The 21,142-nt window shown below is 54.3% G+C and carries 22 protein-coding genes; 6 read left to right on the top strand and 16 right to left on the bottom strand.

Going from position 1 to position 21,142, the window contains the following annotated elements:
• Positions 1-34: 34 nt before the first annotated feature.
• The 3 genes from aspS to PZA18_RS11520 form a co-directional block, all read right to left on the bottom strand.
• A complete protein-coding gene (gene aspS, locus PZA18_RS11530; RefSeq protein ID WP_284100994.1) occupies positions 35-1,825 on the bottom strand; it encodes an aspartate--tRNA ligase in 1,791 nt (596 codons plus the stop codon).
• 101 nt (positions 1,826-1,926) lie between these two features.
• The gene (locus tag PZA18_RS11525) at positions 1,927-2,568 is read right to left on the bottom strand and encodes a DUF502 domain-containing protein (protein ID WP_284100993.1); all 642 of its coding nucleotides are present in this window, start codon (positions 2,566-2,568) and stop codon (positions 1,927-1,929) included.
• Positions 2,569-2,592: 24 nt separating this feature from the next.
• Entirely contained in the window at positions 2,593-2,862 is a 270-nt protein-coding gene (locus PZA18_RS11520; protein ID WP_284100992.1) for an FmdB family zinc ribbon protein, read from the bottom strand.
• A 281-nt stretch (positions 2,863-3,143) separates the two neighbouring features.
• On the opposite strand from PZA18_RS11520, the gene PZA18_RS11515 reads away from it, so the two are divergent.
• From PZA18_RS11515 to PZA18_RS11505, 3 genes are all read left to right on the top strand, one after another.
• Entirely contained in the window at positions 3,144-3,929 is a 786-nt protein-coding gene (locus PZA18_RS11515) for an SDR family NAD(P)-dependent oxidoreductase (RefSeq protein WP_284100991.1), read from the top strand.
• Positions 3,930-4,194: 265 nt separating this feature from the next.
• A complete protein-coding gene (locus PZA18_RS11510) occupies positions 4,195-4,848 on the top strand; it encodes a TetR/AcrR family transcriptional regulator (protein ID WP_284100990.1) in 654 nt (217 codons plus the stop codon).
• A 95-nt stretch (positions 4,849-4,943) separates the two neighbouring features.
• Positions 4,944-5,924: an L-threonylcarbamoyladenylate synthase gene (locus tag PZA18_RS11505; protein ID WP_284100989.1), complete on the top strand. Its 981-nt coding sequence runs from the start codon at positions 4,944-4,946 to the stop codon at positions 5,922-5,924.
• A gap of 72 nt (positions 5,925-5,996) precedes the next feature.
• Here PZA18_RS11505 and PZA18_RS11500 read toward each other — a convergent pair whose 3' ends face one another.
• Both PZA18_RS11500 and PZA18_RS11495 read right to left on the bottom strand, forming a co-directional pair.
• Positions 5,997-6,500 (bottom strand): C40 family peptidase, encoded by a 504-nt coding sequence (locus PZA18_RS11500; RefSeq protein ID WP_284100988.1) that lies wholly within the window; start codon positions 6,498-6,500, stop codon positions 5,997-5,999.
• Positions 6,501-7,310, bottom strand: coding sequence for an alpha/beta hydrolase (locus tag PZA18_RS11495; RefSeq protein ID WP_284100987.1), 810 nt, complete (start codon positions 7,308-7,310; stop codon positions 6,501-6,503).
• Between the two features lie 354 nt (positions 7,311-7,664).
• Here PZA18_RS11495 and PZA18_RS11490 point away from each other — a divergent pair, with 354 nt between their 5' ends.
• On the top strand, positions 7,665-9,788 hold the full coding sequence (locus tag PZA18_RS11490) for an acetyl-CoA hydrolase/transferase C-terminal domain-containing protein (protein ID WP_284100986.1): 2,124 nt from the start codon (positions 7,665-7,667) through the stop codon (positions 9,786-9,788).
• Between the two features lie 76 nt (positions 9,789-9,864).
• Here the strand turns inward: PZA18_RS11490 and alr are convergent, their stop codons facing one another.
• Positions 9,865-10,941, bottom strand: coding sequence for an alanine racemase (alr, locus tag PZA18_RS11485; RefSeq protein ID WP_284100985.1), 1,077 nt, complete (start codon positions 10,939-10,941; stop codon positions 9,865-9,867).
• A gap of 9 nt (positions 10,942-10,950) precedes the next feature.
• Positions 10,951-12,255: a D-amino acid dehydrogenase gene (locus tag PZA18_RS11480; RefSeq protein ID WP_284100984.1), complete on the bottom strand. Its 1,305-nt coding sequence runs from the start codon at positions 12,253-12,255 to the stop codon at positions 10,951-10,953.
• 119 nt (positions 12,256-12,374) lie between these two features.
• Here PZA18_RS11480 and PZA18_RS11475 point away from each other — a divergent pair, with 119 nt between their 5' ends.
• Positions 12,375-12,863, top strand: coding sequence for a winged helix-turn-helix transcriptional regulator (locus PZA18_RS11475; RefSeq protein WP_284100983.1), 489 nt, complete (start codon positions 12,375-12,377; stop codon positions 12,861-12,863).
• Between the two features lie 65 nt (positions 12,864-12,928).
• Positions 12,929-13,393 carry a tRNA (cytidine(34)-2'-O)-methyltransferase gene (locus tag PZA18_RS11470; protein ID WP_284101029.1) on the top strand — a complete coding sequence of 155 codons (465 nt, stop codon included), beginning with the start codon at positions 12,929-12,931 and terminating at the stop codon, positions 13,391-13,393.
• 414 nt (positions 13,394-13,807) lie between these two features.
• Here PZA18_RS11470 and PZA18_RS11465 read toward each other — a convergent pair whose 3' ends face one another.
• The 9 genes from PZA18_RS11465 to surE form a co-directional block, all read right to left on the bottom strand.
• The gene (locus PZA18_RS11465; protein ID WP_284100982.1) at positions 13,808-15,655 is read right to left on the bottom strand and encodes a sensor domain-containing diguanylate cyclase; all 1,848 of its coding nucleotides are present in this window, start codon (positions 15,653-15,655) and stop codon (positions 13,808-13,810) included.
• Positions 15,656-15,830: 175 nt separating this feature from the next.
• A complete protein-coding gene (gene rplI, locus PZA18_RS11460; RefSeq protein WP_284100981.1) occupies positions 15,831-16,277 on the bottom strand; it encodes a 50S ribosomal protein L9 in 447 nt (148 codons plus the stop codon).
• A 19-nt stretch (positions 16,278-16,296) separates the two neighbouring features.
• A complete protein-coding gene (rpsR, locus tag PZA18_RS11455) occupies positions 16,297-16,569 on the bottom strand; it encodes a 30S ribosomal protein S18 (RefSeq protein WP_284100980.1) in 273 nt (90 codons plus the stop codon).
• A gap of 3 nt (positions 16,570-16,572) precedes the next feature.
• Positions 16,573-16,848, bottom strand: coding sequence for a primosomal replication protein N (gene priB, locus PZA18_RS25465; protein ID WP_284101028.1), 276 nt, complete (start codon positions 16,846-16,848; stop codon positions 16,573-16,575).
• Positions 16,849-16,898: 50 nt separating this feature from the next.
• Positions 16,899-17,276 carry a 30S ribosomal protein S6 gene (rpsF, locus tag PZA18_RS11445; protein WP_284100979.1) on the bottom strand — a complete coding sequence of 126 codons (378 nt, stop codon included), beginning with the start codon at positions 17,274-17,276 and terminating at the stop codon, positions 16,899-16,901.
• 190 nt (positions 17,277-17,466) lie between these two features.
• Positions 17,467-18,432: an RNA polymerase sigma factor RpoS gene (rpoS, locus tag PZA18_RS11440; protein ID WP_284100978.1), complete on the bottom strand. Its 966-nt coding sequence runs from the start codon at positions 18,430-18,432 to the stop codon at positions 17,467-17,469.
• Positions 18,429-19,472, bottom strand: coding sequence for a peptidoglycan DD-metalloendopeptidase family protein (locus PZA18_RS11435; protein WP_284100977.1), 1,044 nt, complete (start codon positions 19,470-19,472; stop codon positions 18,429-18,431). Before PZA18_RS11435 ends, rpoS begins: the two co-directional genes overlap by 4 nt.
• 92 nt (positions 19,473-19,564) lie before the next feature.
• Complete coding sequence (locus tag PZA18_RS11430; RefSeq protein WP_284101027.1) at positions 19,565-20,194, bottom strand: protein-L-isoaspartate(D-aspartate) O-methyltransferase; 630 nt, start codon at positions 20,192-20,194, stop codon at positions 19,565-19,567.
• A 23-nt stretch (positions 20,195-20,217) separates the two neighbouring features.
• Positions 20,218-20,961 (bottom strand): 5'/3'-nucleotidase SurE, encoded by a 744-nt coding sequence (gene surE, locus PZA18_RS11425; protein ID WP_284100976.1) that lies wholly within the window; start codon positions 20,959-20,961, stop codon positions 20,218-20,220.
• Positions 20,962-21,142: the final 181 nt, after the last annotated feature.

Here is a 21,142-nt window from a genome sequence, read left to right as displayed (position 1 = left end):
GCCGATTTTCTTTCAACCTCTGACGACTTAGCGATCAAGCCACTTGAGTTGGGTTGCGCAACTTGATATGTAATTCACGCAACTGCTTCTCATCCACTGCGTTAGGTGCATTAGTCAACAAACACTGTGCGCGCTGTGTTTTCGGGAAGGCAATCACATCACGGATCGACTCGGCACCTGTCATCAAGGTCACTAAACGATCCAATCCGAAAGCCAGACCGCCATGTGGCGGCGCGCCATAGGCCAGGTTGTCGAGCAAGAAGCCAAACTTGTTGCGGGCTTCCTCTTCCCCAATACCCAAAGCATCAAATACGGTGGATTGCATGTCGGCGCGATGGATACGAATCGAGCCACCGCCAATTTCCCAGCCGTTCAACACCATATCGTAAGCGCGCGCCTTGCACTGGCCCGGATTGGTCTTCAGCAGCTCAATATGCTCAACCTTGGGCGAGGTGAAGGGGTGGTGGCAAGCGACATAGCGCTTGTCTTCTTCGTCGTACTCGAACATCGGGAAATCAACAACCCACAACGGGCGCCACTCTCTGACGAAGTATCCGCCCGCCTCGCCCTTCTCATGGCCGATCTTCAAACGTAAAGCGCCGATGGCTTCGTTTACCACCTTGGTCTTGTCTGCACCAAAGAAGATAATGTCGCCATTTTGTGCGCCAGTACGTTCCAGCGTTGCTTTCAGCGCGGCTTCCGTCAGATTCTTGACGATTGGCGACTGCAATCCGGTTTCGTTCGGCTGGGTGACGTCGTTGACCTTGATATAAGCCAATCCCTTGGCGCCATAAATGCCAACAAATTGCGTCCAGGCATCAATCTCGGAACGGCTGAACGCTGCACCACCCGGCACCCGCAAGCCCACTACTCGGCCGCCTGCCATATTGGCGGCCCCACTGAATACCTTGAAAGGTACTTCCTTCATCACATCGGTCAGCTCTGTGAACTTGAGGCTAACGCGCATATCTGGCTTATCCGAGCCATAGTAGAACATGGCATCGTCGTACTGCATGCGCGGGAATTTGCCCAAGTCCACGCCAATGGCTTCCATGAACACATGGCGAGCCATGTCTTCCATAATGTCCATGATCTCGTTTTCGTCGAGGAAGGAAGTCTCGATATCGATCTGAGTGAATTCGGGTTGACGATCGGCACGCAAATCTTCGTCACGGAAGCACTTGGTGATCTGGTAATAACGGTCGAAGCCTGCCACCATCAGCAGCTGCTTGAACAGCTGAGGCGATTGCGGCAGCGCAAAAAACTGACCGTCATGGACCCGGCTAGGCACGAGATAGTCGCGCGCGCCTTCCGGCGTCGAACGCGTCAGCATCGGGGTTTCGACATCGATAAAGCCACGAGAATCGAGGAAATTACGTACCAGCAAGGCAACCTTATAGCGTAAACGCAGGTTTTTCTGCATCGCAGGACGACGCAAATCCATCACGCGATGCTGCAGACGGGTCATTTCAGACAGATGCTCATCATCAATCTGGAACGGCGGCGTCACCGCGCTGTTGAGAACACTGATCTCCTTGGCCAGGATTTCGATCTCGCCAGAAACCAGATTGGCATTGGTCGTCCCCTCCGGACGCGCGCGCACAATACCCTTGATCTCCAGCACAAACTCGCTGCGAACAGTATCCGCAATCTTGAATGCCTCCGGAGTATCCGGATCAATCACAACTTGCACCAGACCCTCACGATCACGCAAGTCAATGAAAATCACACCACCATGATCGCGACGGCGATGCGCCCAGCCTTTAATGGTGACGGTTTGAGAAAGAAAACGCTTGTCGATCAAGCCGCAATAATCGGTACGCATGAGTAAACCCCTAATTTGGATGGTAATGGCGACAAAGTCAGGAAACTAGAAAAACAGGGGGCCGAAAGGTCGGCGATTGACGGGCTAAGCGGGGTGGCCGCCTAGCCCTTGCGATTATGCTCGTCGCCAGACTGCAGACGCAGCTCGGCTGCCTTGGGGCTGGGTGCGACCACCCCCATGGAAATTACATATTTGAGTGCATCATCTACACTCATTTCCAGCTCGAAGGTATCGCGCTTGGGGACCAAGACGAAATAGCCCGACGTCGGGTTGGGCGTCGTCGGAACATAAACCGACACATGCTCCTCCCCAAGATGGCTGGCGACCTCACCAGAAGGAGAGCCTGTCAGAAACGCAATCGTCCAAGCATCCTGATGCGGAAACCGTACCAGCAGGGCTTTCCGGAAAGCTTGGCCACTACCAGAAAACAGCGTATCGGATACTTGCTTTACGCTGCCATAAATCGACTTCACCACCGGAATACGCGCCAGAATCTCTTCCCACATCGTCACCAGACGTTGGCCAAGAATGTTCGCCGTCAGCAAGCCCGTAGATAAGACGATACTTAAAGCCAGAATGACGCCAAAACCCGGAATATGGAAGCCCAGCCACTCGGTTGGCTGATAGCGACGGGGGAGCAAGAACAATAAGTCATCAAGCGTGCCGACCAGCACACTAATGACCCATAGGGTGATACCCAGAGGAACCCAGATCAGCAGACCGGTGATGAAATAGCGTTTCATTGTTTTGATGGTCAAAGATCCCGGTCAGTGGCAGGCGCAACCGCCGCCAGGGCAGGAACCGCCCGAGCCTTCACTACTGGATTCGGTTTTCGTAGAGGAGGCAGAGGAGCTGCCACCCTTGAAGTCGGTGGCATACCAACCGCTGCCCTTCAGCTGAAAGCCTGCGGCAGACAGCTGTTTGGCGTATGTTGCCTGATGGCAAGCCGGGCACTCCGTCAACGGAGCATCCGATGATTTCTGCAATACATCGGCATGATGGCCACAAGCGGAACAAGCGTATTCGTAGATAGGCATGATGGTGTCCTTTATTTCTTGGTACTGCGCCGCTCAAAAACTACACCCGTTTTCGACGGACAAGGGGGCGATTATAGCGCAGCGCACGCTGTAGATGGGGATGAATCCGCCGCTTTGCAAGATTAAAGGTCTGAATCATCAGCTCACTCGTTTCGCAAAATACTGAATATCCATGCTTGGCTATTGACGGCTTATCCTGTGCTGTCTAAATATAAAGTGACCGCAAGTCATAAAAATACGCGGCCAGAGAAATTTTAAAAACACCCTATCAGGAGAACAATATGGAGAAACTCACCGGCAAGTGGGCTTTGATTACCGGGGCCTCCAGCGGCTTTGGTATCGACTTTGCCCATGCCTTGGCCGAGAGAGGCGCCAATCTGATACTGGTTGCACGTCGTCAGGAACCCATGCAGCAGCTTGCGGCAACCATTAGCGCCAGACACAACGTTGCAGTAGAACTCAAGGCTGCCGACCTCGCACTGCCCGGCAGTGGTCTTGCGCTCAAGCAACATTTGGATCAAAAGAAAATCAATGTCGATATCCTGATTAATAACGCCGGGTGCGGACTTTACGGTCCGTTCGTCGAACAGCCCTTGGCTGCGACCCTGGATATGCTGCAGCTGAACATACTTAGTCTGACCGAGCTAACGCATCTGTTTGCCCGCAGCATGATCCAACGTGGAGAGGGGCACATTCTGCTGGTTGCCAGCATTGGAGGCTATCAGGCAACACCCACCTACGCTGCTTATGGCGCCTCAAAGGCTTATGTACTGTTGTTTGGGGAAGCGCTGCATGAAGAACTGAAGCCGCATAAGGTCAAACTCAGCGTACTCTCCCCTGGCGTCAGTGCGACCGGCTTTTTGGCTGCAGCCGGGCAACGTACCACCCCTTATCAGAGGCTGTTCATGATGCAGTCACGTCCCGTTGTCGATGCCGGGTTGGCTGCGTTGTTTTGTGGCAAGCCAAGCGTCATCCCCGGCCTTGGCAATAAATTAACCATATTCGGCAATCGGCTGGCACCAAGATCCTTACAAAGCAAAATCGCTTACCAGCTGATGAAGAACTGATTGCCAGCAATCATCCTCGTGCAATCAAAGTTAGAGCCCTGGACTCTGTTGACGTTTTCATGCAAGCGATTGATTTTAAATAAGGGATTTGAATTTAAAATCTCTTAATTATGATTAAAATCAATATGTTATATAAAAACACCAACAAAGCCTAAAGACCCGCCCGTACAGGCTCATTCGACAATGGCTCCGCCCAATAGACTAGACAGGCAACCCGGCTGGCGACAATATCGCCCCCATGAACCACTGACTCGGACAGACACCCATGAAACAACGCGCCATTGCTGATGAAGACAAACAAGCCCGACGCGACAGCCTGTTGGCGGCTGCCCGCAGCCTCTATCTGGAGGACACTCGCCAACTCCCAGCAGTCAGCCGGATCGCTGAGGCAGCCGGGCTGGCCAAGGGCACCGTTTATCTGTACTTCCAGACCAAGGAGGAAATCTTCACCGCTTTGCTGGATCAGGAATTCTCGGCGCTGCTCGACCGTTTGACAGAACATTTCCTCACTGCCAGCGGAACCCCGTGGGAACGAGTCAACCTGTTTCTGGAGTTCTACGCAAAATATCTGCAGGAACACCCAGAGTTTCTGCGTCTGGCCGCCATGGCCAACAGTGTTCTGGAGCAAAACCTGGCTCAGGATCATGTCTATAACTTCAAGCTGCAGCTTGCACAGCGGCTGGAGCGCACTGGCAACGCGCTCGAATCAGCGCTATCAGTACTCGAAACCGGCTCGGGTGCCCGCCTCATGGTACGCACCTACGCGCTGACACTCGGCCTCTGGCAGTTGCTGGATTACCCCGATGCCATGCGCGAAGTCATGATGCGGCCTGCATTACGCCTGCTTGCACCCGACTTCGCCACCGAATTGACCTCTGCGCTCAAGCAGTTCTGGCGCGGCGTTCTGGCTGATCAATAATCACCTCAAAATCCTGAGCCGGGCGAATTCAGCCTCCCCGACAAGCAGATACGGCGGGCAGGGTATAATCAGGCTTTAGATGATTGTTGCCCGCCATGACTCACATCAGCACCGACATCGACCAGGCCCTGGCATTACTGCGCCAGGGAGATCTGGTTGCGATCCCCACCGAAACCGTATATGGCCTCGCTGCCGACGCCAGCCAACCGGATGCTGTCGCGAAAATTTTCGCCATGAAGGGCCGGCCTTCCGACCATCCGATCATTGTGCATATTGCAGGCATCGAACAGCTGAGCCAGTGGGCTCGTGATATTCCGGAGGTTGCCTACCAACTTGCGGCCGCATTCTGGCCAGGCTCCCTCACGCTGATCTTACCCAGGCAGACCGGCGTTTCAGATGCCGTGACAGGCGGCCAAGACACCGTTGGCCTGCGAGCCCCTGCTCACCCGCTGACCCATGAATTGCTAACACGATTTGGCGGCGGCCTCGCAGCACCTTCCGCCAATCGCTTCGGTCACGTCAGCCCGACCTTGGCCAGCCACGTCGCGGCTGAATTCGGTCATGCCCTGCCGCTGATTCTTGACGGCGGTCCCTGCCGGATCGGGGTCGAGTCCACCATCGTCGGCCTCACAACCGATGAACCAACGTTACTGCGTCCGGGTGGTATTCCCGCTGAAGCGATTGAAGCGGTATTGGGATGCAAACTGGTTCATCATCGGCGGTCAGACACCGCCAAGATTCGGGTATCCGGCTTGCTTGATTCACACTATGCCCCGCATACGCCACTAACCATCGGCGCCCTGCCCTTGTTGCTTGCCGAAGCCATCCAGCGCACGGCAGCCGGCAAGCGTGTGGCCTTGCTGCACCGGTCACCAACAGTCAGCTACCCGGCCGGGGTTTACGGCCAAACCATGCCGGAAGATGCTGAGTCTTACGCTCGGATTCTGTATGCCACATTGCGGGAATTCGACCGTCAGGGCTTTGACTTGCTATTGCTGGAGACACCACCAGCAGGCCCGGCGTGGCTGGCCATTGAAGATCGTCTGCAGCGAGCGGCTACTCACAGATTGGGCTAGGTTCTGCCGTTGCGTTGCAAGGTAAGGCTCTTCAGCGTCGCAATGCGTGAAGCCAAATTACCTTGCTGTTTATCAAAATACGCTTCGCGCGGCTTCGTAGCGCTGCGCGAAGTAGTTCGCCTTCATGGAGTCGATACGGATACGCCCGTTGGTACTCGGTGCGTGGACGAATTTGTCATCACCGATGTAGATGCCGACGTGCGAGAACGGCTTGTTGCGGGTATTGAAAAACACCAGATCCCCGGCCGCCAGTTGTTTGCGCTCAATCGGTCGGGTCGTTCGGGCAATTTCTGCCGCGTTGTGGGGAAGCACCAACCCCAAAGCATTCTTGAAAATGAAAGCGACCATCCCACTGCAGTCCAAGCCGCTTTCAGGATTTTTCCCACCAAACTGATAACCGACGTCAATCAAACCCAAGGCATACATCACAATTTCCCGCGCGCCCTCGTGAGGATTGATCTGCGGTGCATCAGGCCTGCTGACAACACGATTCGTTTTCCCAACGGGCGGCCGCGTTGGGCTGCTGGCACAGCCAACCAGCATGATTGCGCAGAGTACGGCCGCCATCCATCGCATTTATAGTGCCTCCAGCCAGACCTTCAGTCGTTCCGCAACCCGCTGCCACCGCATGTCCAACATCATGACGTGCGCCACGCCCGAAATGAACTCAGCCCGCACACCCAGCGCACAGGCGGCGGAGTGAATCTGATGTGCGGGCATCAGCACGTCATCCCCCCCACCCAGAACGATAGACGGACATTGCGGTCGCTGACAGGCCGTCCATAGATAACTCATAGCCTGCATCGACAGATCCAGTATCGCTCGGTCCGACTCTCGCTGAAACTGGCGGGCAAATGCCAACAATCGCTCATCCGGCAAGTCACTCGAAAACAGCAAGTCTCTGAGCTTGCTTAATTGCGGTGCCTGCCCTGCGTACTGCACACAGTTCAATTCAAGCAACAAGGCCGGATGCCAGCACATCAGATGCAGGGTGGAGCCTATCAATCCCTCCGGAGGCACTGGGGCCAGGCACGCCAAGCCGGCGACCGGGTGCTGGCGTGCGTGACGCATCGCCAGGAAACCGCCCATCGAATGACCAATCAATACAACCGGCCGTGCGATTTGTTCTATCGCCTTGGCAATATCACGCTGAAAGTCGTCCAGGCTCGCGAGTGACAACACTTCGTGACCACCACTTCCACCATGCCCTCGCAGGCTCAGGGCATAGCAGTCATAACCGGATTCGGCCAGATAACTCATGAATCCCTGATTCCAGCACCAGGCAGCAGCATAAGCGCCGTGGATAAATAGCAGAGCCGGTGCATTGGCGCGATGCGACACGGCAGAGACATTGATAATTTCTATAGCAGGATCATTCATCGTCATAAAAAGATTGATCGCCAAGCACTGTTGGCATTTTATTTTCGGATCGCGCCGGGCCGAGTTTCGGAACAGGACAATACCCCTAAGAAGCAGGCCGTGTAGGGTAAGGGGCAAAGCCCCAGCCACCGTGCGGGCAGAGCGAGTGCGATTTAGCGAGCTAAAATAGACGCCTCCCTAACCACACCATTCCCACAAAGCCAACCCACTCCAGAGAATTTCACCGGTTTTGGGCCGGCTGCGGTGTTAAGAATCGCTTGTTTAGCCCACGTACAGGCTTCGCAAACCTGTTCCAGATCAAATCCACTCTGCGATGGTTTGCTATCGTGGAGGCACACGGTTTGCGCACTAGAGGACATCATGCCCCATCCAGACTATTTTGATTCAATAGAAACTGCTGTAGATGCCGTCATCACCGAAACAGGCAATCGGATCGTTCTCGGCATCCCGCTGGGGATTGGCAAACCCAATACCTTCGTCAATGCACTGTATCAGCGAGTAAAAGACAACCCTGTCCTGCATCTGACCATTTTCACCGCATTGTCGCTGGAACGCCCGCAAGGCCATAGCGAGCTGGAAAAGCGCTTTCTGGAGCCATTTGCAGAACGCGTCTTTGGCGACTATCCCGATCTGGACTATGTCATCGATCTGCGCAACGGCAGTCTGCCGAGCAATGTTGAGGTTTGCGAATTTTTCCTGAAGACCGGCGAATATCTCAACAATGCCAACGCCCAGCAGCACTACGTTTACAGCAACTACAGCCATGCCGCCCGCGACATGCTGCTCAACGGCGTAAACGTCCTGGCACAGGCCGTTGCCGCACAGGGCGAAGGCGACACACTTCGCCTCTCCCTGTCATCCAACCCCGATGTGACACTGGATGCGCTGGACCTGCTGCGTGCGGAGCCGCTGCGTAAGGTGCTGACCGTAGCGGTTATCAACGATCAACTGCCCTATATGCCGAATGATGCGGAGGTGGACCCCGCCTTATTCAACTTCATTGTGACGGATCCGAAAGCCACACATGATCTCTTTGCGCCACCCAATATGAAAGTAACAGCCCAGGATTACGCGATAGGCGTTCACGCCAGCAGCCTGGTCAAGGATGGGGGTACCTTGCAGATCGGGATTGGTTCATTAGGGGATGCCATATGCCAGGCTTTGATCGTTCGCCATCAGGAGCCGGCGCGCTATAACCAGCTGCTCTGTGAACTGTCAGGCGGCACGATTCCCACCACCGCCGAAACCGGCCCCTTTGATCTGGGGCTGTATGGCTGTTCCGAAATGCTGGTCAACGGCTTTCTGCATTTAATGGAAGCCGGCATCATCAAGCGCGAAGTCTTTAGTGATGCGCCGTTGCAGACCTTGCTGGATCAGGGGCGCATATCGCTAGAGGTACGGCCCGTTACCTTGATGGCGCTGCTGGAAGCCGGCCTGATCCAATCGCCACTGACTGCCGCCAATGTGGAGTGGTTGGTGCACTTTGGCATCTTCCGGGAAGGGATTGGCTGGCGCGATGGCATGATCGTCTGCACGCATGGCCTGTTGTCATCGCGTCTGGACCTGCCCGAAGCCTTTGATGCCCTGGTCGAGCACTGCCTTGGCGATCGCCTTAAACATGGCACCGCCATGCACGGCGGCTTCTTCCTTGGGCCTCGTGACTTTTATCAGCGCCTGCGCGACATGCCGCGCGAGCAGCTCAGCAAGATCTGCATGAGCCGAATCGGCTATATCAATCAGTTATATGGCCAGGAGCAGATTGCACGAATTCAACGACGCGATGCCCGGTTCATTAATACGACGATGATGGTGACACTGCTGGGCGCCGCTGTGTCGGACAGCCTGGATTCGGGGCAGTTGGTATCCGGCGTCGGGGGGCAGTACAACTTTGTCGCCATGGCACATGCCCTGCCAGGTGCCCGTTCTATTTTGATGCTGCGTGCGACACGTCTTAGCAAGGGGGAGGTTCGCTCGAACATCGTCTGGAATTACGCCCACACCACCATTCCGCGTCATCTGCGCGACATGGTGATTACCGAGTATGGTGTCGCCGATCTTCGCGGCCGCAGCGATAGCGAGGTCATCAAGCGCCTTCTGGCTATTACCGATAGCCGGTTTCAGGATGAGCTGCTCGCCGCCGCCAAGGAAAACGGCAAGATTGAGACGAATTATCAGATCCCTGAAGAGCAGCGTCTGAATTTGCCTGAAGTTCTGGAGAACCGGATCAGCCCCTGGCAGCACAATGGCGTGCTGCCAGACTTCCCTTTTGGCACAGACTTTACTGAGGATGAACTAGTCATCATCCGTGCACTGCAACGACTCAAGCACGCTGCCGACAGCCCGATATCGCTGGCGCGCAGCCTGTTCAAGGGACTGTTCAACGACAAACCGGTGCCTGAACGCTATCTGGAAAGGTTAGGGCTTGATGAAACCGATGACATCAAGCTGGGCTTGCTGAAGCGGCTTTTCGTCGGAAATTTCTAGCATTACTCGCCACGAACAACAAAGGCCGGAAATCTCCGGCCTTTGCACACATCAGTATTTTGGGCTAACCAACATCTCAGCCACCCTGATACTCGAATCGCACGCGTTTGATATTACAAAACATCTCGTAAGGAATGGTCCCAGCGTGGGCGGCAACCAGCTCCGGCCTGAGTGCCTCACCCCACAGCAACACCTTGCTGCCAACACGGGCATCCACCACGGCGGTCACATCGACCATGATCATATCCATCGACACCCGGCCAGCAATGCTGGCCAATTGTCCGTCCACCAGAACCGGGCAACCATTGGCGGTAGCGCGTGGATACCCATCGGCATAGCCCATGGCAACCGTTGCCAACAAGGTGTCTCGCGGCGCCACCCAACGGTGCCCGTAACCAATCGGCTCACCAGCCGCCACACGATGCAACGCAATCACCTCAGACTGCAACTGCATGACCGGCCGCAACTGGCTGGCCAGAGCATGGTCGCCATCCAGAGGGGTTGCACCGTACAGCATGATGCCGGGACGCCCCCATTGGCGCTGTGCAAGGGGCTGCGCAAGAATGCCCGCCGAGTTGCTCAAGCTGGCTTCGGACTCCAAACCGCGCCTCGCCTCGTCAAACAAGGCAGTCTGGCGTTCGGCATCATCACAGGCTAATTCATCCGCACGGGAAAAATGCGACATCAATACGATGTCTTCAACACAATCCAATTGCTGCAAAGTCGCAAAAGCCGAGCGGAATCCTGCCACATCAAAGCCCAGCCGATGCATTCCTGAGTCGAGCTTCAGCCATACTGGAAAGCGTTCTTTTCCCGGCCATGCCTGCAGCATAGCCAGCTGCTCAGGGGAGTGCAGCGCCGTCCACAGACGATGCTGCGCGATCAGTGGGAGCTCATCCTCAGAGAAAAACCCCTCAAGTAGCAGGATAGGCGCCTGGATTCCGGCCTCACGTAGTTGCAGGGCTTCTTCAATGCAGGCAACGCCAAAGCCATCGGCCAGGCCAAGCAAGGCCCGGCTGCATTCGACGGCACCATGACCGTAGGCATTGGCCTTAACGACAGCCAATGCCCGCCCACCGTGTAGTTGGCGGGCCAACTGATAGTTATGTCTTAGGTTATCTAAACGAATTGTTGCAACAGCAGGTCTGGACATGGACTTCTCTTATCGGCCAGCGGTTTGAACCTGGCTTGGCCGGTATGGCATAGGGGTAGTTTGAAAATAGCGTTCAATCGCCAGATCGTCAGCACGGATTTCCGGGCTGCGTCCAGCCGCGATATCCGCCAGTACCCGACCGGAACCACAAGCCATGGTCCAGCCCAGCGTGCCGTGTCCGGTATTGAGTAGCAGATTGTCGATAGGCGTCCGGCCGAGAATTGGCGTGCCATCGGGGGTCATTGGCCGCAGCCCCGTCCAGAAGCTGGCCGCCGGGATATCCCCACCTTTCGGGAACAGATCCCCTACTACTAGCTCCAGCGTTTCGCGCCTGCGCGGGTTCAAACCAAGATCAAAGCCCGCCAGCTCCGCCATGCCACCGACCCGAATCCGGTTGTCAAAGCGGGTAATGGCCACTTTGTAAGTTTCATCCATAACCGTAGATACAGGGGCCATATTGGAATCGGTGATGGGCACGGTCAGTGAGTAGCCCTTAACCGGATAGACCGGAATATCCAGTCCAATCTGACGAGCCAGCGAGGTGGAGTAGCTACCCAAGGCCAGCACATAGGCATCCGCATGCAGCAACCCAGAGGCCAAGCGGACGCCCGACACCTTTCCTCCAGCCATCTCGACCGCCTGAATCGTCTCGCCAAAACGGAAAGTCACCCCAAGCGCCTTTGCGGCCTCCGCCAAGCCCTGAGTAAACAGACGGCAATCACCGGTTTCATCGTTTGGCAGACGCAAGCCGCCTGTCAGCTTGCTGGCAACCAAAGCCAAAGCCGGCTCATATTCCACGCACTGCTGTGGCGTCAGCAATTGATAGGGCACACCACATTGCTTGAGAACCGCAATATCCTTATGTGCCGCATCCAGCTGTGCCTGGGTTCTGAACACCTGCAAAGTACCTTGCGCACGCCCTTCATATTGCAGGCCAATGTCCTGCCGCAATTCGCGGATAACATCGCGGCTGTATTCCGCCAAGCGCATCATCCGCTCTTTATTGACGGCATAACGAGCATGCGTACAGTTAGATAGCATCTTGGCCAGCCAGCTCAACTGGAACAAGCTCCCGTCCAACTTCATGGCTAGAGGGGCATGACGCTGAAACAGCCACTTCATGGCCTTCAACGGGATGCCAGGCGCCGCCCAGGGGGCGGAATACCCGGGAGAAATCTGCCCGGCATTGGCAAAACTGGTTTCCTCCGCCGGTGCCGGCTGGCGATCAACCACCACTACCTCAAACCCCTGTTTGGCCAGGTAATAAGCACTGCTCACCCCGATCACACCACTTCCAAGCACCGCAATTTTCACGCCAATTCCTCCACATCAAAACCAACAAAAGCAATTTCCGCTAGTTTATTGCTTATTTTCCAGTAATTGCTTTCATAAAATATCTTACTATTAGCAAAATATCTTATGAATGGTCAGTTATGCGAAGAAAATCCCTGACAGTCAGAGAACTTGATCGACTTGACCGAAAAATTCTCAGGTTGCTGCAAGCTGATGGCCGTATGTCCATGACAGAGTTGGCAGAGAAGATTGGTCTGTCCACAACGCCCTGCAGCGAGCGGGTAAAGCGCCTTGAGCGAGAGGGTGTCATTGAAGGCTACTATGCCCGCCTGAATCCCAAAGCACTTGGGCTTGGGCTACTGGTGTTTGTTGAACTACGCCTGTCAGTAAAATCCGGTGATCTATTTGAAGCGTTTCGACGGGATGCGCTGGCGCTGCCCAACGTGGTCGAGTGTCATCTGGTATCGGGCGACTTCGACTATCTGATAAAGGCCCGTATCGGCGAGATGAGCGAGTATCGCAAGCTGCTTGGTGACATTCTGCTGAAGCTACCCGGCGCGGTTGAGTCTCGCAGCTATGTCGTGATGGAGGAAGTCAAAGAAGGTATGACGCTCCCGGTAGACGACTGAGGCTGGACCCGCTACCCTGCCCGCCTGTTTTATGAGGACCCCGCCCTACAATGCAATCAGACTTCTTGTTCGACGTGGTGTTGTTTGAGCCCGAAATTGGCCCGAATTGCGGCAATGTCATCCGCCTGTGTGCAAATACCGGTTGTCGCTTGCATCTTATTGAGCCGCTTGGCTTTAATTTTGACGACAAGCATTTACGACGTGCCGGACTGGACTACCACGACCTTACGCTGGTGAATCGTCATGCCGACTTCGCTAGCTTTCTGCAAACCGTGCAGCCTTCGCGATTGTTTCCTTGCACCACCAAGGGAAGCCGCGGGCCAGCAAATCTTGACTGGAAGACCGGCGATGCCGTTCTGTTCGGCCCGGAGAGCCGCGGCTTACCGCAAGAAATACTGGCGCAATTTCCTCAGGCCGACTGGCTTCGCCTGCCGATGCGCCCGAATAACCGCAGCTTGAACTTATCCAATGCAGTCGCCGTTACGGTGTATGAAGGCTGGCGCCAACTTGGTTACGCCGGCGCCGGCTGAGCCTCGGCACCAGCTCCAGACCCTGTAGGCATTTTGTTTCCGGTCACGCCGGGTCAAGTTTTGCGGCAAAGCTGAGCCGGGCGAGAGCGATCTAGCAGGCCAAGTCAGCGAACTCCAACGACGCTATGCCCCCAAACTCGACCCATCCATAGGGTTAGACTTGAATCAGAATAAGCCAAGGCCCAAGATCCGGGCCTTGTAGAGGTTCAGCTATTGGGCACTGGACGCAGCGCCTAAATTAACATTCACGCCCAACAGACATGCGCTCAGCTACAAATCCTGTCAGCGCTCTTTCAAACGACGCCAAGCGGGGCAAACAGTTTGTGTATGGGGATCTGATACGAAGAAAATTGGCACAGGCTCGAAGCGACTGGCTTTCATTGAAATCAAATAGCTACTGAAAAGGTAACCAGGCTAGGCTGCTGAAGACGTCGCCTGTCCAGGTACCGAGACTACCTGATTCTTGCCAGATTTCTTGGCCTGATACATTCCCTGATCCGCCCTCTCGATCGCATCCTCTTGCGATTCGCCAGGATAGTAGATAGTCACCCCTGCGCTGAATGTGATCAGGATGCGTTCGTTGTTGTGGAGAAAGAACCGCTTGGTCAGATCCCGCTGAACCCGCCGCATGACGCTCTCCGCCTCTTCCAGCGGAGTATCCGGCAACAGGATGACAAATTCTTCCCCCCCATAGCGCGCAATCAGATCTGTCGGACGGATAGTCTCTTTCACCACCCGGACCAGATGGATCAGCGCCTCATCGCCAGTCTGATGACCAAATCGGTCGTTGAGCTTTTTGAAGTTGTCAATATCCAGCAGTGACAGACACAACGGCGTACCATTTCGAGATGCCCTAGCCAGTTCAGTCGAAAATGCATCATCCAGCCCTCGACGATTCAGGGCCCCAGTCAACTGATCCTCCCTGACCTTCTCGCTAATGGAACGCAATTCAGACTCAAGCTCGTGTATACGCTGCTCGGCGGTCTGTGCCTGTTGCCGCACTGCAACCAGTTCATCATGAGAACGCTTCATATCCAGTTGCATGTGTCGCGTATCCTGCATCAGCTCATCAAGCACTTGTTTGAGCGCCGGGATATCGCTGGCAGCCTGGATCTTTTCTGCGTAACCCGAGACTTTGTCGTGATAACCACCTGTGCTGTCTGCCATAGACCCCAGGCGATCAATGAACAGGGCAATCATGTCTTTGAGCTTGGCCTGCGCCTCATCCAGGCTATGTCGCAACAAGCCTTGCTTGTACAACACATCCTTGAAGCCAGTTTCGATGTCATACAGGCGGCGCATGCTGAGTTGTTCTCCCAGCATGGCCCGGACCACCTCGATTTGCCCTGTCACCCAGGCTTCTTGACCAACCAGGTCCGACAGATTATCAACCAATAGCATAAGCAGATTGACCAAGCCCTTGGTCAGACGCTGCTCCCGCTCAGTCTGCAGTTCCAGCTTGATCCAGAATTTTTTGAGCCTCACCGCAACATGATCCAACCCCTTTTCGCTCGTCACTGCAGTGACTGCCTCGGTCAAGCTGACGGCCTCGTCTTTCAATTCAGGGTAGTGTGACAACCTGTCCGCCACACCGACCTGCAAGGTTCGGACCAAAATCTCCCGCCATGGCTGCCAGTCCATTCCTGGCTGCGCCTCACCGGAGGGCTGCAAGCGAGATCCTGCGTAATCAGGCATCTCACTCGAGGCAAGATCGCTGGCGAAGTCTACAGAAGCGGCTTGCTCGACCGTTTCAATCCCAACCAAATCAGACGCCCCCTCTGCCCATCCTCTAAGCAAGGCATCCAGTTTCTCATTTAACAAGCTCGGATAGTTGCCAAAATTCAACAAGACCTTACCTAAAGTCTCGCTCTTTTTCTTGGTGTTGTAGTGGGGGCTACGCCGTTCCCATTGGGTAATCAACTCATGAATAAGCTCCGCCCACGTACGAGTAAGGGCGGCCTGCCCCCCTTGCAACTCGACACACTTGATAACCAGCGGTGGAATATGCTGCCACTCGTAAGCCATGGCCGCTTGCTCAATCTGCCCAAGATGCCTCTCCACTTCAGGGGACATCTTTGGCAATTTCTTGAGATTCTGAACCAGCGCCTTGACGAGGGGGTGCGGGCCGGCCTGACTATCATCAACCCCTGCAATTTCGTTATAGATCTCACGATATTGTTCAGGCGTAGGGGTAATCCGTCTCAAAGCCAATTGCTTGAGCGTCTCACGGGCAATCTCTGTAGGGTTAGTGTGCCTTGACATCTAATTTATTCAGTCGCTGTGTGTCGGCAAAATATGCAGTTGCCAGCAACTCGGCAGCCTGCCAGCACTCTGGATTATAGTGCGCCAACATCTTTTGCAAGGCGAAACCACAAAAAGCAAACGGGGTTCGATTTCTCGAACCCCGTTTGCTCTGATTCAGTTACAGCAGTGTCGATTATTGCGCTACAACAGCAACTTTCACATTTGCCACAACGTCGTGATGCAGTGCTACGGTAACTTCGTACTCACCAACAGCCTTGAACGGGCCTTCTGGCAAACGAACTTCCGCCTTAACAACCTGAACACCCGAAGCGCAGATCGCTTCGGCGATATCGTGGTTTGTTACTGAACCGAACAGGCGACCATCAACACCCGCCTTTTGGCTGATCGAAACAGTCGCTCCTTCCAGTTTGGCAGCACGCTGTTGAGCATCTGCCAAAATTTCAGCCTGACGCTTTTCCAGCTCTGCACGACGCGCTTCAAACTCTTTCAGAGCAGCATCCGTCGCACGCTTCGCTTTTCCTTGAGGGATCAGGAAGTTGCGGGCGTAGCCATCCTTAACCTTAACCACGTCACCCAGCTGACCGAGGTTAGCTACTTTCTCAAGCAGAATAATTTGCATAGTCGTTCTCTCCTGGCGCTTAGTGCAGATCTGTATACGGCATCAGCGCCAAGAAACGTGCGCGCTTGATAGCGGTGGACAGCTGACGCTGATAACGCGCTTTAGTGCCAGTGATACGAGCAGGAATGATCTTCCCATTCTCGCCGATGAAATCTTTCAGAACATTGATGTCCTTGTAATCGATTTCTTTTACGCCTTCTGCCGTAAAGCGACAGAATTTCCGGCGCTTGAACATCTGGCGAGCAGCTGGCTTGCCAGTCTTACCATTTTTGCCACGAGCTTTATTGAACATATTTCATTCACCGTAATCAGTTACATGCAATACCAAGCTGCTTCGATAGCGCATATTGCGCGCAGCTAAAAAACCTTTAACTTTTAATCTACACCCGTCCATGCGAGTACTAAGAGCAACAGCGGGATCTCCAAGTGCAATGCAACATACTTCACATGCCACTTGTCGTTCAGCTCCTGCCTCATTCTGCGTTGACTCATGCATCAACTTGAACTCAACAGCAGGAATCCCTGCAGGGGTATAACGCAAGATAGACAGATCGGATATGAGTCCGGTAATTACAACGGTATTGCGAAAGGTATCGATGTCAAACTCCGACCGCTTTTAAATTAAGCTGCCGCAGCTTCCTTGGACTCACCCGCAGGTGCCGTGGTCAAGGACTTCGACTTCTCTTCCTTCATCATCGGCGAAGGCTCAACAACGGCCTCGGACATCTTTACTGTCAGGTGGCGCAGAACTGCGTCGTTGAACTTGAAAGCGTGCTCGAGCTCATCCAGCGTGCCCTGGCCAACTTCAATGTTCATCAGAACGTAGTGTGCCTTGTGAATTTTCTGGATCGGGTATGCCAACTGGCGACGGCCCCAATCTTCCAGGCGATGAATCTTTCCGCCTTCAGTGGTGATCATCGTCTTGTAACGCTCGATCATTGCGGGTACTTGTTCGCTTTGATCGGGGTGCACGATAAACACGATTTCGTAGTGTCGCATGCGCTCTCCTTACGGTTTGTAGCCTTCCGTCATGCGCTAGTCGGTAAGGCAAGGGTGAAAACCGAGCAGAATACTTTAATTCTCCAAATTACTCAAGCCGCCCCCCACCGAATCATGAGAACCGTAAAAATGCAAAAAGTCGGGATCTCCCCGACTTTTGCCGAACCTGTCCGGATGAAAATGCTATGCCTTACCCAAGCAAGACATCCCTCGATACCCCTTGGCGCCGCAATAATCGGCGCAAGCTCTCAAGCGCTTCAATCTGGATCTGACGCACTCGCTCCCGAGTCAACGAAAGATGCGACGCCAAGTCTTCAAGCGTGCAGATGTCGTAGCCATTCAACCCATACCGCCGCTCGATCACCATTCGCTGCTTGTCATTCAACTGTTTCAACCAGTCTCTGACATAACGCTGAATTTCTGCATTCTGCAAGATGACATCAGGGCCATCGTGTTGTTCATCCGGAATGGACTCACCGATAGACAGCATAGGGTCAATATCAAGAGGGGCGTCGAGTGAAGCCATGCGCTCGTTGAGATTCATTACCCTGCGGACTTCCTCGACAGGCTTATCAACCAGGCAGGCAACCTCCTCTATGGTGGGCTCCCTACCCATCTGGGCTTCAAGGTGCCTTTGCGCTCGCAGATAAACGTTGAGCTCTTTGATCACATGAACCGGCAGTCGAATTGTTCGTGACTGATTCATGATCGCGCGCTCTATGCTCTGCCTGATCCACCAGGTTGCATAAGTAGAAAAGCGGAAGCCACGTTCGGGGTCGAACTTTTCCAGCGCATGCATGAGGCCAATGTTTCCCTCCTCAATCAGATCCAGTAGCGCCATGCCACGGTTGATGTAATGTTTGGCAATGTTCACGACCAAGCGCAAATTGTGCTCGATCATTTTCTGCCGCGCATCGAAATCCCCCTGCACTACCCGTCTCGCCAGCTCACGTTCCTGGTCAGGTGTGAGTAAAGCATTATGACCGATATCATTCAGATAGATCTGGGTGACGTCACCCGTTGACGTCTCGGGCGAATAGGCATCGGAGTCTTCAGCTGCCTGCTCCTCTGATTCTGCCTCTCCTTCGGTGTCATCTCCATCCATCAGCTCATCTTCAACCAACTCTTCTTCAATGGTGTCGAGTGCGTTGTTCATGGTTTTTCTGCCGTTAAGTATTTGGTTGGATCCACCGGCTTTCCAAATCGCCGGATCTCGAAATGCAGTTTCACCTGGTCAGCATCCGAATTTCCCATTTCGGCGATTTTATCTCCCTTCTTCACGTTATCCCCCTCCCTTACCAAAAGCTGACTATTATGAGCATACGCTGATAGGTATGTTCTATTGTGTTTAATAATGATCAACTTGCCGTAACTGCGCAAGCCACTGCCGCTATATACGACTTTTCCACCCGCTGCCGCAAGTACTGGTTGCCCCATTTTTCCAGATAAATCGATTCCTTTGTTGGTTTCGCTAAACGGTGATAGCAATTTACCGACAGTCGGCCAAATCCATCCACTTACTTCCTCATCACCAGTGGCGCCATTTATAACAGGCTTTGCTTCTGGAGTTACTGGCGTGTTTTTAATTTCGGGTTTTATTTCGGTTTTATTTTCTGGCTTGGTTTCAACTTTTACTTCTGGCTTGCCCGGTGTTTTCGGTACTCCTATCGAACCTTCCGCCTGGGCGGCCAATGTTGCCTCAGCCTCTTTGCTGTAGGGCAGCTTGATAGCCTTGGGGTACGTAATGGTGATGCTATCGGCAGGTTTTGGAGTTTCTACAGAGGTAACGGAAATAGCAGAATCCGGTTTGACTGGCTTGATCACCACAGCAGCCTGGGTTGGTACCGTCGCCGGATCCCCAGGGGTTAAACGCAAGATCTGATCTATTTTGATCAAATTGACGTCCGGCAACTGGTTCCACTCAGCAACCTCCCGGTAGTCCAAGCCATGCTCAAGTGCAATGCTGTACAGCGTGTCGCCCTTCTTGACGGTATAGGTCTTAGGCCGCCAATCCCCATCTTTACCATCCTGAGTGCTTGCAGGGGCTGCTGGGCGGCTTGTTGCTGCGGGCGCGGGAGGGGTGCTCGTACGGGCACCAGGCTGTGTTTTATCAACAATCGGCGCCGGGGTTTGGGGAGTAGTTGCACAGGCGGCAAGGACCAAAGAAGACAGAGCTGCAAATCGCCAGTTTTTCACGGAGTAACTCCCTATTTGAATTGGGTGCGCTGATGCCTGCCAGCCAAGTGGGTTCTGGCAGCATCAGCAAATTGAGTGATCAGGATGAGTTTTCAGGCCAGACCGGGCAAAAGGGGGACAAAACGCACTTTCTCCAAGCGCACTTCGACAAATCCATCAGGGGTTCGCTCTATCACGCGAAGTTCCTGGTCTGTAGTACCTAAAGGGAAAATCAACCGCCCACCTGGTGCCAGTTGCTCCAGCAGCGATAGCGGTAAATGGGATGCAGCAGCTGTCATGATTACAACGTCAAAAGGGCCTGATTCCGGCAGGCCCAAATGACCATCAGCATGTCGCAAGCGCACATTATTGACTTGCAATTCACGCAGCGTGCTGCGTGCCTTGTCGAGCAGCAAAGCAATCCGCTCAACAGAAAAGACCGTTTTAAACAATTTGCCAAGCACGGCTGATTGATACCCACAGCCAGTGCCGATTTCCAGCACGCGTTCCCGGCGCAACGCACTCACTGCCAGCTCAGACATTCGCGCAACAATGTAGGGTTGGCTGATGGTCTGACCGTGTCCAATTGGCAGGGCGACATCATCATAGGCTCTGTGAGCCAGCGCCTCATCGACAAACACATGCCGGGGCAAAGCCCCCATAACTGCAAGCACTGATTCATCTTTGATGCCCTGAGTCCGCAACCGTTCAACCATTCGGCCACGGGTACGGGCCGAGGTCATGCCGATGCCCGAGTAATCAGCATTCACGCTGTTAGCCATGTCTTTACGAAGTCCAGTTGACGATGTGCAGTCAAGTCAATCTGCAAGGGGGTTATCGATACGAAACCATTGGCAACCGCGTTGAAATCGGTGCCCTCCCCGGCATCTTGGGCCGAACCAACCGGCCCAACCCAGTAAACGGTGTTGCCGCGAGGATCTTGTGCCTTGACCACAGGCTCAGCCTTATGGCGCCGCCCAAGACGGGTGACCTGCCAGCCCTTCAGCTCCTGGTATGGCAAGCTTGGGATATTCACATTGAGAAGCAAGGCACCTCGGCTCGGCTCCTCACACATGCGGTGCACGATGTCCGCCGCAACTCTGGCAGCGTCTTCAACATAAGGACTGCCGTGCTCGATCAGGGACAATGCGAGGGACGGGATACCGAGCAAATACCCCTCGGTTGCTGCAGCAACAGTCCCGGAATAAATGGTGTCGTCGCCCATATTGGCGCCGTTATTGATGCCGGAAATCACCATATCCGGCATACCATCCAGCAGACCTGTGGCGGCAAGATGCACGCAGTCTGTCGGCGTGCCATCTACATAATAGAAACCGGAAGCTGCCTGGCGTAAATAAAGGGGGCGATCCAGCGTAAGAGAGTTACTGGAACCGGAGCGATCACGAGCTGGGGCAACTACGATGACTTCGCCCAGAGGTTGGAGCGCCTTGGCCAATGCAGCCAGTCCGGGGGAAAAATAACCGTCATCATTGCTCAGAAGAAAGCGCATCAAGAAACCTTAGAAGACCCGGATTGAGTGGAAATACAGCATTGATGGCATGCCCGGTAAGCATATGCGCCAACGCTTTGCAGGGTTTATTCAGTCGATTTTAGCGCCCAGTCTAGTCGTCGGAAAGCTGTGCATGCGGGCCCCATCTTACGGCGGCGACAATTTCAGCCTCGCCAAATGG

This window comes from Parachitinimonas caeni (assembly GCF_030129945.1).
GTDB classification, from domain to species: domain Bacteria; phylum Pseudomonadota; class Gammaproteobacteria; order Burkholderiales; family Chitinimonadaceae; genus Parachitinimonas; species Parachitinimonas caeni.
Note: the sequence above shows the minus strand (reverse complement) of the source record. Positions and strands in the feature narration are given on the sequence as shown.